15 protein-coding genes and 1 pseudogene are annotated in these 13,419 nt (G+C 69.8%); 7 read left to right on the top strand and 9 right to left on the bottom strand.

Annotated elements, in window-relative coordinates; genetic code table 11:
• Positions 1–571: 571 nt before the first annotated feature.
• The 7 genes and pseudogenes from AC3CHW_RS32980 to AC3CHW_RS32950 all read right to left on the bottom strand — a co-directional run bounded on the left by AC3CHW_RS32980 (position 572) and on the right by AC3CHW_RS32950 (position 7,058).
• Positions 572–2,527 carry a pentapeptide repeat-containing protein gene (locus AC3CHW_RS32980; protein WP_488468924.1) on the bottom strand — a complete coding sequence of 652 codons (1,956 nt, stop codon included), beginning with the start codon at positions 2,525–2,527 and terminating at the stop codon, positions 572–574.
• Between the two features lie 166 nt (positions 2,528–2,693).
• Positions 2,694–3,209: a hypothetical protein gene (locus AC3CHW_RS32975; RefSeq protein WP_488468923.1), complete on the bottom strand. Its 516-nt coding sequence runs from the start codon at positions 3,207–3,209 to the stop codon at positions 2,694–2,696.
• A 389-nt stretch (positions 3,210–3,598) separates the two neighbouring features.
• On the bottom strand, positions 3,599–3,946 hold the full coding sequence (locus tag AC3CHW_RS32970; protein WP_488468922.1) for a hypothetical protein: 348 nt from the start codon (positions 3,944–3,946) through the stop codon (positions 3,599–3,601).
• A gap of 38 nt (positions 3,947–3,984) precedes the next feature.
• A complete protein-coding gene (locus AC3CHW_RS32965; protein ID WP_488468921.1) occupies positions 3,985–4,146 on the bottom strand; it encodes a hypothetical protein in 162 nt (53 codons plus the stop codon).
• 440 nt (positions 4,147–4,586) lie between these two features.
• The gene (locus tag AC3CHW_RS32960) at positions 4,587–4,730 is read right to left on the bottom strand and encodes a hypothetical protein (RefSeq protein WP_488468920.1); all 144 of its coding nucleotides are present in this window, start codon (positions 4,728–4,730) and stop codon (positions 4,587–4,589) included.
• Between the two features lie 540 nt (positions 4,731–5,270).
• Positions 5,271–5,934, bottom strand: a pseudogene (locus tag AC3CHW_RS32955) (response regulator).
• Positions 5,931–7,058 carry a sensor histidine kinase gene (locus AC3CHW_RS32950; protein WP_488468919.1) on the bottom strand — a complete coding sequence of 376 codons (1,128 nt, stop codon included), beginning with the start codon at positions 7,056–7,058 and terminating at the stop codon, positions 5,931–5,933. The pseudogene AC3CHW_RS32955 and the gene AC3CHW_RS32950 overlap by 4 nt, the downstream one beginning before the upstream one ends.
• Positions 7,059–7,292: 234 nt before the next feature.
• On the opposite strand from AC3CHW_RS32950, the gene AC3CHW_RS32945 reads away from it, so the two are divergent.
• The 4 genes from AC3CHW_RS32945 (at position 7,293) to AC3CHW_RS32930 (ending at position 10,021) form a co-directional block, all read left to right on the top strand.
• Positions 7,293–7,670, top strand: coding sequence for a DUF6223 family protein (locus AC3CHW_RS32945; RefSeq protein WP_488468918.1), 378 nt, complete (start codon positions 7,293–7,295; stop codon positions 7,668–7,670).
• A 142-nt stretch (positions 7,671–7,812) separates the two neighbouring features.
• Positions 7,813–8,205: a hypothetical protein gene (locus AC3CHW_RS32940; protein ID WP_488468917.1), complete on the top strand. Its 393-nt coding sequence runs from the start codon at positions 7,813–7,815 to the stop codon at positions 8,203–8,205.
• 476 nt (positions 8,206–8,681) lie between these two features.
• Positions 8,682–9,227 (top strand): hypothetical protein, encoded by a 546-nt coding sequence (locus tag AC3CHW_RS32935; protein ID WP_488468916.1) that lies wholly within the window; start codon positions 8,682–8,684, stop codon positions 9,225–9,227.
• Positions 9,228–9,640: 413 nt separating this feature from the next.
• Entirely contained in the window at positions 9,641–10,021 is a 381-nt protein-coding gene (locus AC3CHW_RS32930) for a helix-turn-helix domain-containing protein (protein WP_488468915.1), read from the top strand.
• A 68-nt stretch (positions 10,022–10,089) separates the two neighbouring features.
• Here the strand turns inward: AC3CHW_RS32930 and AC3CHW_RS32925 are convergent, their stop codons facing one another.
• The gene (locus tag AC3CHW_RS32925) at positions 10,090–10,302 is read right to left on the bottom strand and encodes a hypothetical protein (RefSeq protein WP_488468914.1); all 213 of its coding nucleotides are present in this window, start codon (positions 10,300–10,302) and stop codon (positions 10,090–10,092) included.
• Positions 10,303–10,997: 695 nt separating this feature from the next.
• Between AC3CHW_RS32925 and AC3CHW_RS32920 the strand changes: the two genes are divergently transcribed.
• Entirely contained in the window at positions 10,998–11,408 is a 411-nt protein-coding gene (locus AC3CHW_RS32920) for an actin-binding ADF family protein (RefSeq protein ID WP_488468913.1), read from the top strand.
• Here AC3CHW_RS32920 and AC3CHW_RS32915 read toward each other — a convergent pair.
• On the bottom strand, positions 11,369–11,653 hold the full coding sequence (locus AC3CHW_RS32915; protein ID WP_488468912.1) for a hypothetical protein: 285 nt from the start codon (positions 11,651–11,653) through the stop codon (positions 11,369–11,371). The genes AC3CHW_RS32920 and AC3CHW_RS32915 overlap by 40 nt on opposite strands.
• A gap of 363 nt (positions 11,654–12,016) precedes the next feature.
• On the opposite strand from AC3CHW_RS32915, the gene AC3CHW_RS32910 reads away from it, so the two are divergent.
• The gene (locus AC3CHW_RS32910) at positions 12,017–12,193 is read left to right on the top strand and encodes a hypothetical protein (RefSeq protein WP_488468911.1); all 177 of its coding nucleotides are present in this window, start codon (positions 12,017–12,019) and stop codon (positions 12,191–12,193) included.
• A 483-nt stretch (positions 12,194–12,676) separates the two neighbouring features.
• On the top strand, positions 12,677–13,282 hold the full coding sequence (locus AC3CHW_RS32905) for a hypothetical protein (RefSeq protein WP_488468910.1): 606 nt from the start codon (positions 12,677–12,679) through the stop codon (positions 13,280–13,282).
• Positions 13,283–13,419: the final 137 nt, after the last annotated feature.

The raw sequence follows: 13,419 nt of genomic DNA, 5'->3' as shown, positions 1-13,419 counted from the left end.
GTGCGGATTTCGGCATCGGCCACGCGCAGGCGTACCAGCTCCTGACCGTGGCCCACTCCCTCACCGCGATCCACGAAGCGGTCACGGCCGGCACCGAGACGCCTCGCACGCGAGACAGCGGCCTGGCCGCCGCGGCGTTCGACTACGGCCTGCCCCAGCGCGCCCTGATCGCCGTCTCCAGCCGTACGGACGCTGTCGCGGAGCTGATATCACCCGCCGACTCGCCGCGCTCGCCCACAGTGGCCTCCAGGCCGAGCACTGCCACGGAGCGCCGGACGGCATCCATCGCCTCGCGCAGCCCGGCCGCGATCGGGCCCGCTCGGTATTCAGCGGCACCGACCCCATCGCCCTGCTCCTCGTTGCTTCGCTACACCACCCCATCGGTTCTCCGCCTCGGCGGGATGCACCAGGGCGGCGTACGGAAGCATTTGAGTGGGCGGGGCTGTGACCTGGAAGCTGTAATTTTCCGACGGCGCCTTGGAGCGGTGCCAGGCTGGGTGCCGCGTTGTCTCCTTGTCTCATCTGGGGTGTGTGGGTAGCGGTTGTCTCCTCTGGGGTGTGTGGGTAGCGGTCAGCGTTTGACGCGGCTGCGGATGGCGAGGACGGCCAGGCCGAGGAGGACGGGTTCGGCCAGTCGGGAGGCCATCTCGGTGTAGGTGCCCGTGGTGGTGAGGTCTTGTCCGGAGGAGCGGAAGATGACTGAGTTGATCACCACTCGGAGACTCTTCTCCAGCCGTTCGGTGGTGAGGCGTTCGGTCGGCGGGCCGGTGGGGTTGACCGGGTCGGGGGTGTCGGTGACGAGGACGATCTTCTGTCCGACGGTTACCTGGCGGCCGGTGGTAGTCGGCTTCGGATTGTCGGCGGGCAGGCCCCACAGGACCATCACTGCGATCGTGGCGGCCATCGCCGCCCCCAGCCACGCCAGTGCTCGGGTGGCACGCAGCCCGTACCCGGACAGGGCCCAGTAGGCGGTCAGCAGCACCCGCTCGCCTTGGGGGCGGGTGGTGTCGTGGCGGCGCATATCGCACTCGCCGTAGTAGAAGTCGGCGGCGTCCGGCTCGTTCTTGCCGTCCTCCAGCGACTTGCGTATCTGCCGGTACAGCGCGGCCACCGCGGCCGGCGGGAGCTCGGGGGCGTCCTGGGGCGGGGCGGTCCAGCCCTGCCCCAGCGCGGGACGGCGGGCGGTACGCACCCGCCAGTGGTGCTCCTCGGCCAGGGTGTTCCGCCGGCTCCACCGCCAGGGAAAGCCCCGGCCCCGGTCGGTGGGGGTGGTGGCGAAAATGCACCAGCCGTCCACGCGGAGCTGATCGAGGTGGACGGCACCTGCGAACCGACACACGCTCAGGTCGATGGTGTACAGCGCGAGGTGCGCGGCGTCCACCCCACCCACAGATGTCAGACGCACACCGGGCTTCCGGCCGGACAGCCTCGCCTCCGACAGCGGGTCATGGGAGTAGAGGGCGGGGAAAGGGTCCGGGCGGGCAGCGACCACCACCGGATACTCTAAAACCGCGTCCCGCAGGTCCACCTCGGCGTAACGCAGGTGAAGCGTGGCGGTCGAGGCCCACCGCGTCCGCGCACAGCTCACCTCGCGGGCCGCCATTTCCACCGTCACCGGCTGATCGAACACCACACTGTCCAGCACCACCTTCGCACCGCACACCAGCGGCCCCAAACGCGACGCCGTCTCGAACCGCGCCCCGCCGAACGTGGTGATGCTGGTGAAGGTCGCCCTGTCGAAGTGGGCGTCGCCAGTGAAGGTCACCCTGGCGAACGTGGCGGTGCCGGTGAAGGTCGCCCCGCCGAACTGGGCGCCGCCGGCGAAGGTCGCCCCGCCGAACCCGGCGTTGTCGGTGAAAGTCACCCCGCCGAACTGGGCGGTGCCGGTGAAGGTCGCCCCGGCGAACATGGCAGTACGGGTGAAGGTCGCCCCGTTGAACCAGGCGGTGTTTATGAAGGTCGCCCTGGCGAACCCGGCGTTGTCGGTGAAGGTCGCCCCGGCGAACCAGGCGGTGCCGGTGAAGGTCGCCCTGGCGAACCCGGCGTTGTCGGTGAAGGTCGCCTCGTCGAACTGGGCGCCGCCGGCGAAGGTCGCCCCGCCGAACTGGGCGCCGCCGGCGAAGGTCACGCCGACGAACCAGGCGTCGCCGGTGAAGGTCGCCCCGCCGAACATGGCAGTGCCGGCGAAGGTCACCTCGCCGAACCCGGCGGTGCCGGTGAAGGTCGCCTCACCGAACTCGGCGGTGCCGATGTGGGGCCCACTGGTGGTGGGGTCGTGCAGGGCGGTGAGTAACCGGTTCAGCAGGTATTCGGTGATGGGGGTGCCGCGGTGGTCGATGTGGGCGCCGGGGGCCAGGCCGTTCAGGTAGGCGTCACGGTCGGTGTCGGCCAGGTGAGCCAGGCAGCCGGTATGGTCACCGACGCGGATACCGCGGCAGCCGACCGGATCGGCCGGAGTCGCACCGTGGCCGCAGTGCAGCCAATCCGGTGGCGTGCTGGACGGCGGCTCAGGTGCAGCAGTAGTCATGCCTCAAAGACGTGCCGGTACCGCTGACGGTTGCCGGGCCAGGTCGCACCGGGGCAGCAGACACAGAACCTGATGCGCCACGAAAGGCCACACGGCATGAATCGCGCGCTACTGAAATCTTCCGCACGGCCCATCACTTCGCCTCTCGCGATCACAGCCACCGCGTCTATCTGGAGGAATGGACTGTGAGGCTCGCAATCTCCGCGTCGTCTGGAGGGTCCAGGAACTGCTTGCGGGATCTGGGGTGCGTCGGGTGGGGACCATCGGGCATCAGGCCGCGGCGTCGTAGGACTTTGTCCCGGTCGCGGCACCAGGTGGTGCAGAACTTCCGGGGCCCTCGGGTGGCTTCGGAGAGTGGCTGGGTGCACACCGGGCAGCAGCCGGGGCCGGCGACTGGCGCTAGGCGCTCCAGCAACTGCCGGATGCGCTTGGCCTCATCCTCCGTGCCGAAGTAGCGGGCGTCGGCTTGGCCGCGGCATCCGGCGAGCAGTTCGGCGAACACGAGGCGCAGCTCGGTGAGGTCGCGGCGGCAGGCGCCCAGCAGAGCGAGGAAGTCGTCGACGGGCCAGGAGGTGAGGACTCCGGAGCGGGTCAGGTAGAGGCCGACGATATCGATCCGGTACCGGTCGGTGGCATCAAGCAGCAGGTAGCCGGTCAGCTGCCAAGCGGTGCGCTGCGACATCGCGGTCCAGGAACCGGCGCAGCGGGGTGTGGGGGCTTCGCAGCCCATCGACCAGGGACAAGAGGGATCACCGCCGTTTCATCGGGCGCCGCCAGGGCGTGGAGGTCCCACGGTTCGGACGGTAGGCAGAGGCACTGACACGAGGTCACCCGCAGGGAGTAGCTGCGGGGGGCCGCCGACGCGGGGTTCCCCCGTAAGAGGGGCGGCGCGGTGGCTTTGTTGATGGACAGCGGCGTGAACATCTCGGTGGAGACCGGCTGGGTCACGCGGTGCCTCGCGACCTCACAGCCTTCGGCGCCGGGTAGGGGGCGCGGGCACTACGAACGCCTTGGCCCCTGTCAGCTGACGCGCGGGGCGAAGCCGTTCGTCGACGAGGGGGTTCAGCCGAGCTAGACAATGCCCAGGACGGACGGGTGTCGTGGGGCGCGGTGGTTGTCGGGCATCGAGGGCACGAGCGTTTTCCGCACGTTGTCCGCGCAGCCCAGTGGATCACTGCCCGGTTGGGCAGACTCCGGCAAAGAGAGCCGCTCTGCACGTGAACTGGCACTGATCTGGGGGGACTTGTGATCGTTCGGCGATTCCTTGACGACGATGGTGAGCTGGCCCAACACCTTGTCCAGCAGCTCAACACTCCACTGGATTGGCCACAGGACGGAGGGCTGAACACCGGGCAGGTCGCGAAGATTGCTTCGGCGGCGGCCTGCGATGTGTCGTACGACCACGGGCAGCTTGGGCACGACGGCACCGCTGGGGCGGGGGTGGGCTTTCTCGGAGATCACTGCCGAGCCCCCCGCTGGTCGTTGCGGCGCGTCTGGCCGAGTTCGGCGTTCCCGAGCCGGACACTGGCCACGGCGATACGGCGCAGCAGTATCCGCGCGTCGGCGCAGAACACTCGGGCTGCCACCGCCACCGCGATCCACCCCGTGAGTTGGTTCATCACGGACCTTCAGGGCCCTTTCTCCTTGTGTGCGGCGCCTCCCCATGACACCGGAGAGCGGTTGCTCTCTGCCCACCTAAGCGTTCGCGATCTTGTGAACGTGCATCGGAACAACAGAAAACCTTACGGACCGCTACCATTCGGTTACTTACGTGCGATCGAGGGTCGCTGAAATCCCCGATGGGTCCCTGGCACACTCGGGCGCCATGACGAACTGCTCCTCTTGCCACCGCGAGTACGACGAGACCGATACCAGGACCCTCAAACGCCACACGACACCCGTCAACTGCAACGCACGACGGACTTGCCGATGCCAGGGCAGGCCCCGCTGCTACCCGTGCGGCGACTCCCACTGCAACTGCGCTGAGCACTGACCCCAGACCTACATGCAGGCGGAGCCCGCGACCTAGGATGGCCGGGGCCCGTGGCGTGAGGTGAGGTCAGGTGAAGCCGACGGTGTTGTCGTCCCATTCGTCCTTGCGATGAGACGACGGCCGGTGGGCCATGCCGGGGATGCTCATCATGCTGCTGTTGCGCGGTGAGTTGGTGGAACTGACCTGGGCCCGTTCGAGGTCGGGCGCCACAACCCGACCGCCACACCTGCCCCTCCCCGCGCGGCCGGCCCAGGGGCCGGCTGGGCCGCGGCAGCCCGTCATCCGCGCCGGGCCGGAGAACCGTCGCGCTCGTGGGCCGCGCACCCGCCGGGGCCCAGCGAGCCCGCGGCCGCCAGGTGCGACTCCCGCTCCAACCGGGGCGGCTCCCGCCGCTCCGCCGCCATCTCCCTGTGCAGGTCGACCCCGCCGGGGGGAACCCCACTCGGGGCGAGGTCCACCGAACTTGGTGAGCTGCTTTCCGCGCGCATAGACCCGGTGGGTGCTCGGCGAGTGGGGCGGGGGCCCGCTGCTTCCCGCGCGCGGGGATGGACACCAGGACCCAGTCATCGAACGGTGCTGCTCCCCGCGCGACGGGCTCGTGCGACAGTGCGATGTGTGCCGACTCGACCCGAGCGCGGAACAGTACGACTGACCGAGGCGTTTGTTCTGGTCCCCGCGCACTCGGGGACGGTCCCAAATCAGCGACGAGGCCTCGTAGTGGACTGGCGCGGTCCCCCGGCGGGCACGGGTTCAGGTGCTACGCGGAGTCACCAGGCCGGATTGGTAAGCCAGAACCACGAGCTGGGCGCGATCGCGGGCGCGCAGCTTGGCCATGGCCCGGTTGATGTGGGTCTTGGCGGTCGCCGGGCTGATGACCAGGCGGTCGGCGATCTCGTCGTTAGACAGGCCGTGCGCGACCAAGGCAACCGCCTCGCGTTCGCGGCCAGTCAGCTGCGCCAGCTCGTTGCCGAGGCGGGTGGGTGGCGGCTGGGTGACGTACCGATCGATGAGCTTACGCGTAATGGTGGGCGCGAGCAGGGCATCACCCCGGGCTGCGACGCGTACAGCGTGCAGGAAGTCCTCCGGCAGGATGTCCTTGACCAGGAACCCGGCGGCGCCGGCGCGCAGCGCGTCGAAGACGTACTCGTCCATGCCGTAGTTGGTCAGCATGACGACGTGCACATCAGCCAGGGCCGGGTCCGCGGCGATGCGCCGGGTCGCCTCGATGCCGTCCATGCGGGGCATCTGGATTGTCGATGAGGGCGACGTCGGGCAGTCGCGCCCTGGCGAGGGCGAGCGCCTCCTGGCCGTCGGCGGCCTCGGCCACCACCTCGATGTCGTCTTCGAGGTCAAGCAGCGCGCGGAAGCCGCTGCGGATGAGCGGCTGGTCGTCGACCAGCAGGACCCGGATCACGAGGCCGCGTTCGTGGGGAGTTCGGCCTGGACGGTGAAGCCGCCCGCGTCGCGCGGCTCGGCGCGTAGCCGGCCGCCCAGGGCCGTGACGCGTTCGCGCATGCCGAGCAGCCCGTGCCCGGGCGTCGGTGCGGGGAGCGAGGTGACCTTCCCGTTGTCGTCGACGCGCAGCGCGAGTGCGTTGGGCCGGTAGTCGATGATCACTGAGGCGGTGGTGGCCGCGGCGTGCCGGGCGACGTTGGTGAGCGACTCCTGCACGACGCGGTAGGCGGTACGGCTGACCGCGGCCGGCACGGCGTGCGGCTCTCCCTCGATCGTCAGCGTCGTTCGCAGGCCGGCTCCTTGGAACCGCCGCACCAGGTCGGGGAGGTGGTCGAGTCCGTGCGGCGGGGTGGTGTCGTCGTCGCGCAGCGCCTCGAGGGTCGCGCGCAGTTCCCGGCTCGCCTCCCGGCCGGCCTCCTGGATCGCGAGCAGGGCCGGCGGCACCCGCTCACCGTGGCGCCGGGCCACGTGGACGGCGACCTCGGACTGCACCTTGATGACCGAGATCTGGTGGGTGAGCGAGTCGTGCAGCTCCCGGGCGATGCGCAGCCGCTCCTCGTCGGCCCGGCGGCGTGCGCTCTCCTCGCGGGTGCGCTCGGCCTCGTCCGCCCGCCGCTCGGCCTGACGCACCGCCTCTCCGGCGGCGAAGGCGGCGATCAGCCAGGCGAGCTCAAGGGTGCTGCGGGCCTGTGCCACGACCTCGCGCGCGGACCCGTCACGAAGAACCAAGGCCGTGAGGTGGAGCGCGGCCAGCAGGCCCACGGAGCCGGCCAGCGCGACGGTGCGGTGCCCGGCGCGCACCGCACCGTAGACCGCGACCAGATACGAGACGGCGAGCACCTCGAACCCGGCCCCCAGGTAGCCCACCGCGCACAGCCCGGTGACCGCCAAGACCACGAGCGGCGCCCGGCGGCGCGCGGCCAACGCCAGTCCACCGGCCACCAGCAGCACGGAGCCGAGCACTTCGGGCCCGCCGGAGGGGTGCGGCCCGGGCAGCCCGGTGCCCAGCAACAGCGCCGACACGCCCAGGGCGATCGCCCAGTCGATGGCCCCGGCCGGGACAGCGAACCGTCCTTTGTCCATGGGAGCACCGTAACCGGACGCGGTTGGGGACGAGTCCGGCGCACGGACGAGCGGCTGGCTACCGCGGGGGTGGTACGCGCACGCCGTCTGCCGCCGCTGCGGTATCCGGGTGGCGTGAGGGCGGCAGCGGGAAATGTCGGCGCCTGCTGGATGACCGGCAGCGAGGCCGGCGCGCATGCTCGCCGAGCACGGCCAACTTCGGCAGCGCCCACAGAGCAGAAGGAGCAGAGCGGCATGAACACTTCAGCAGCGACACTGATCGCGGCCGTCGAGGGCGGGGTCATCGGCGACGGGCGGACCGGCGCCAACCTGGCCCTCGCGGTGGGGGCGCTCGGGCTGATCCTCGGCTGGCTGGCCCTCACCCGGGCCGGCGGTCGGATCAGCACGGGCAACGCCCGCACCGGCGGGTTGACGGCCATCGCGGTAGGCACGGTCAGTACGGTGCTCGCAGTGCTGCACCTAGCCACCGCCAGCGGCGGCCCCGGCACCGGCAACGGCCTGGTGGGCGCCGTCGTAGCCGTCCCGCTGGGCCTGGGCGCCGCTCTCCTCGGCCACCGGGCTCGCACCCGCTGTCCCCGCGCCGACCAACCAGCCGATCAGATAACCGCCTGACCGCCACACGATCACGAGGTGCGTGTGGCCACCGAGCGCAGGGCCCCGTAGGCAGCCTCGATGAGAACGGGAGGCACCCGCCGGCACTCGGGCACGGCGCGACGACGGTTGCCACCTGCGCCCGTATATGCCGCCACCGCGGGTGCAGCCGCGGCAGGAGGCGATCGCCGAGCCGGCCAAGTCGCCGGCCCGCCTCGCGTCGGTCGCGGCGGCTGTCCGCGGGGCCTTGAAGAAGGCGGCGCGGGAGCGGACCACGACGAGCTGGAAGCGACTGCAGCACCAGCTCGGCTCCGCGCTTCCCTCCCTCAGCACCGAGGAGCGCGTCCAGGTGCTGACCCAGGTCGACCGGTCCACGGCCGCCGACGAGCCGTTGCTGTCGTCTTTGCTGGCCGCGGGCGATCCGCACTTCGCGTACCAGTACTACCGGCGCGTCCTGGCGGCACTCGGCCTGGGCGCCCCGGACGACGACGATGACCTACGCGATGTCGTCGAAGCCGACGCCGAACGGGTCTTCACCGACTGGCGCTTCCGGTAGACCGGAGGACCCCTTCCAGGCTGTCTTACGCCGCCGGGACGGGCGTTCGTCGAGCACGGCCGGTTCGCCAAGACGCTGCATCTGTTGCCCCGGTCGACTCCGTGGACGGCCGCCATCGTCGTCGAGGGCGGCGTCCGGGGCGCGCGGTGGCCGCGCACGTTCGACCGGCTAGGAGCGGTGAAGCGGGCGACGGTACCGAGCAGGGCGTTGAAGTGGGAGACGACCAGTGTGGGGTTGGCTCCTGTCGCTTCGGCGAGGGCCTGCTGGACGACCGCGGCGGCCTGCCCGCACCAAGCCCCTACTCAGACGTCCCGGGTCCGACACCTCGGGAATGTCTGGTTCTGGTGTGGACCTAGAGAACTCTGTGACCGTGTAATTACGTACAACAGGAGCACTACTTCAATCATGTGGAGTAAACAGTGCGAATCCGCTCAAGATTTACCGTTCCGCTGCTTGCCGCGCTCACGCTCTTCGGAATGGCATCGGTGTCGCAGGCAGCCGACACACCCGCACCTGTGACGGGGGAATCGGTCAAGGTGGCCAAGCTAACCCCGGAGCAACTACGGAAGGTGAATGCAGCGGGCGTGCAGCGTAGCGGTTCGCGGGCCGAGGGCCGGGCCATTTGCTATCAGGCACACGTGCGGAATAAGGGGTGGTCGGACACGCTCTGCACTGACGGCAACAACGGTTACACCGGGACCGTGGGCGAGAACAAACCGATCGACAGGATCAAGTTCTACGTCGGGACGGTCGGCGCCATGAACCTCAACGTGCAGGCGCACTGGGCGGAAACCGGCACTGGCCCCGAGCGCTACATAGCACCCGGCACCAGCTATGAGTTCGCGCACAGCGGCGGCCAGCCGGTCCAGGCGCTGCGCCTGCGAAGCAACAACGAGAGCATGAAGGCCGCGGCCCACGTACAGGAAGTGGGTTGGAAGGGCACGGACCAGTGGTCGTACGATCAGTGGATCGGAAGCATCGGCGAGAACCGCTGGATGGAAGCGTTCTGGATAGACATCTGATGAGCCACGCGGGTGCCCCGAGCCGATAGTGCGGCAGCGAGCCTACGCAGCAGTTCACCCCTGACCTGCGGGCTGCACAACCTGTCAGCGGACAGGTGACGATGTGCACGCCCCCGCGCGTAAAGTGACACGTCTGCAAAGCAATACCTGCCACCTCACTAGGCGGCCGGTTTTCGCACAGCGCCAAGCGGCCACCGTACGTGCCGCCTGTTGGCTGCAGCTTCGCTCGCAGCCTCTTGACCCCTGAGCCCACACCAGCCCAATGAGCCCGGCTTGCACCGGGGGGTCTTCACGAGTGGAGGCCCCCCGGTCGCCCGCTCGCCGAGCGTCTGGGAGAGGCGGGGCCGGCGGCGAAAGGACACCACACCTAAGAGACCGCCATGGCCTGGGGCTTGCCGTGGTGGGCTTAGGTCATGGACGCGACCTTCGCCGAGTGGCTACGTGACCGTCTGATCGTTCGCGGCTTCGACCTCGGCCCCCGGGGTGGTGGCCGCAGCCGGTTCGCCGAGCACGCCGGCATCTCGCCTCCCACCGTCGGACGTCGGCTGCGCGGCACCCACGCCACCACGGACGCACGCGTCCTGGCGGCGGTCGCGGACGCGCTCGACGTCCCGTTCGTCGACGTCCTCACCCACGCGCGCGTCCTCACGGCTGACGACGTGGAAGCCATCCGGCGCCACGCCCCTACTCCCCCGACCCTCACGCCCGAACAGGCCGCCGACGGCCTCGGCATCCTGGGCCCGGAACCACGCCGGGTCTTCCTCGCCACCGTCGCGGCACTCCAGCAGGAGTAGGGAGCCGGGACGCGAGTTGGACGCGGCGTCAGTGTTCGCGCCCCTGCATCGGCGCCTACTGGCCGGCGTCAGTCGGGCAGGGGCACGCGGATCACGGGGTCGAAGGGGTGTTTGTCGAAGCCGGTGCGTATGTTGCGGCACTTCGGTGCCTCGCACATGAAGTACCCATCGACGTTCTTCTGGCCCGTGCGGTTCTTGAGCCAGGCCTTCTCGGGGTCGGTGAGGGGGCGGTGCGGTTCGTCGGTGTCGCAGGTGTAGCAGTACTTGATGCCTGATGGCACGACGGTCTCCTGTAACAGGTGGATAAGTCGAAAATATGAGTCTACGAGGGCAAGTTGGGCCACTCATAGAGGGCAATCGGACGTCTCCGGGTGGCCCGAGCCGTCGTGGCGAGATGGAGTCTGGTGGCCAGTCAGTCGACGATGCGCATGGTGGCGTACAAGCCCCCGGGGGCGCCGCCGTGCGTGCCGGGGCCGCCGAGCTCGCGGAACCGGACCGTCTGATTGGCCCAGCGTAGCGACGCGGGTGGAACGATGTCCCCGTTCCGCGCGTCCTGATTCGTTGTCTTCGCGCAGGCCCCGCGCCTTGGCTCGGCTGGCTGAGGGTAGACCGGTTGGTTGCAAAAAAATCGAGATCCCGCCCGATAAACCCGCAGGTCAATCGCTCTGCTCCCCGCGCGCGGGGGTGGCCCCACGGCGCCAGGACCTCCCCGAAGCTGTCACACCGCGGGAGGGGGATGGCCCCGTCCGAGGCCGGCACCTGCTCCGGCGGCGCGACTGGTCCCCGCCGCCGTAGTGCTGACGGGGCTGGCGGCCTGGCCCCCGCGCGCGGGGATGGACCCGAGTCTGGCCGCTGCAAGCGCTGCGGCCCCGGCTGCTCCCCCGCGCTGGACCTATCAACCAGATTCCGCACACCGCCATGTGACAAACCGTTAGCGTTTGCTCGTTCAGTGCAACCCCCGTGGATGGAGAGCGTCATGACATCGGCTGTCACGGTCAGCGAGGTCTGCCGACAGGAGTACCAGGCCCTGAAGCTCGGTAAGCACAAGTACGTCATCTTCAACCTCAGCGAGGACAACACGGAGATCGTGGTTGAGAAGGTCTCCAGTTCGGCGGAGTACGAGGACTTCATCGCGGACCTTCCCGAGACGGAGTGCCGCTGGGGCGTCTACGACTTCGAGTACGAGACGGAGGCCGGGAAGCAGAAAGAACTCGTCTTCGTGTCGTGGTCACCGGACACGGCCAAGATCAAGCAGAAGATGCTCTTCGCCGCCTCCCAGGAAGAGCTCCGGCGCTCGCTCACGGACATTGCGATCGACATCAAGGGGATCGAGTACAGCGAGGTCGCCTACGAGTCGGTCCTCGGTAAGGCACGCCGCGGGAACTGACGAGGCAGCACCGTCCGGCGTTCGCAGAAGTGGCCCGCCCCTGGGCGTTTCGCACAGGGGCGGGGAAGACGGGTCGCGTCAAGGGGCACGGTGTAGGTCTCCCCGAAGACCGTGACCCGTACCGGCTCGGCCAGCACGAGCACCGGCTCGCGCACCTGGGCGAGCTCGGCGAGTTGGGCGTTCTGTTCCTGGAGACGCCGCACGAGAGCTTCCTCGTCCGGGTCCGGGGGCAGGAGGTCGCTCACGAAGCTCGTCTCCTTACGTCCAGCTTCTACCTCTTGACCCAGCGTAGCGACGCCGGTGAAGCGAAGGGCTCGATCCGCACGGTCCCGTCCTGGTTCGTCGTCTTCGCGGGGGCCTGCGCCTTGAGCGGCTCGTCGGTCGCGTACAGGTGGTCCTGGGCGGCCGGTTCGGCAACGCCACCCAGCCGCCGACGGCTGGCAATGGCCCAGCGAGCGCGGAGCTGCTCCCACTTGCACTCGCGGGCCCATGCCGGGCCACCCGGGGGCCGGGGTGGGCTTGGCTGGTCCCCCCGCGCGCGGGAGTGGACCTCCCGCCGAGACGGTAACTGCCGTCTCCAGTCCCGTCCGGCTGTCGTCGTGCCGGGCGTGGACGATGACGAGGTGTGGGCTGCCCTGGAATTGCCGGGCGAGCGGCAGACGCTGCTGACGCCGGGTGAAGCGCGTGCGGCGGTCGCGCTCCTGCGAGGCCTGGCGGCAGGCGGGGACGAGGCTGCTGCCGAGCTGGCCGGGCGGCTGGCGCGGCTGCTGGCCGCGCCGCCGTGAGTGGTCGGCTGAAGTGCGCGAGGTCAATTGTCCCGCTCCCCGCACGGGGATGGACCCACGGCGCGCAGCAGCGTCAAGATCTCCAGCTCCTGTCTCCCCGCGCGCGGGGATGGAGGCCGCCGTAGGTCAGCTCGCGCTGGAGTTCGCCGGCGGCGGCAAGGTTTCATCGCGCATCACGCTGCTTCACCCGTCACGCTGACACTGCCCTGCCAATGTCGCCCAGAATCTCGTGCAGGCTCTCCTCGCTCATGGCCGAGAGCTTATGCACCAGGGCGGCCCTCCCTTTCGGGGCCCGTGACGGTTCGTGGGCCGTCGGCGTGGGCACGTCGACGCGTGCACTCCGTCCCCCACGGATACGCGGGTGAGGCCCGGCACCGGTGCAGCAGCGCAGGGGTGGGCCGATCGGCAACGGGAGGGTGCGGGTTGTGCGTCAGGCGCGCAACGGCTCGGACGAGGAGGCCGGCACGCGGTCAGCCTGTGGAAATGGGCAAGCTGATCGAGTTGACCAGCACGCTCGTCTCGGGGGCGTTCATCGCCGTCCTCGCGTCGTGGTTGGCCAGCCGCTCCCGCAACCACCAGGACCAACAAGCAGAGATCGGCGTCCTGCGGGTCCACGCCGACGCGATGGTGGCGGCGGTCGTGGAAGTCGAGGGCGCGGCAGCGGCCAACCGAGCGCTGTGGGAAGGCCCAGCCGAACGCGGCCGGACACTCTTGTTGACGGTGCTCGCATTCACCGGTGGTGCCACACGGGCCCGGATCTCCGGAGGCGCGGACCATCAGAGCGTGCTCGTGGGGCTCGGCCAGGCGGCAGAGCTGCTGAGCCGGGAACGCCGGGTCGCCAAGCAAACTGCGGCCGCCTTGAGGGAGCCGTTCGCTCGGGTAGCCGCCGCGGCCACCCCACTCATGCGCTCGGCGGAACCAACCGTCGTCACCACCACCGAGCAACTGCTCCAGGCGACAGCCGAGGTGCAGAACACCGCTCGCCTGGAGGCGTCCCTGACGGCGTTCAACCGGGCCGTGAACGCAGCCACCGCGCCTCAGCTCTCCTGGTGGGCGCGGCGGCGTACTCGACGGCGCGAGGGCCGCTGACACGGTTACGGAGGGGCGTCCGTACCGTCCAACCCGCCCGCCGACATGCCCGTGGGTGCTGCTGTCTACCAGCGCACAAGAGGAAGAGCGTGCGGCATGCCACACACCCTCGATGACGTTGAGCCCCCGATGGCCCG

Source organism: Streptomyces sp. MGP-BFMKR1 (assembly GCF_057766585.1).
Note: the sequence above shows the minus strand (reverse complement) of the source record. Positions and strands in the feature narration are given on the sequence as shown.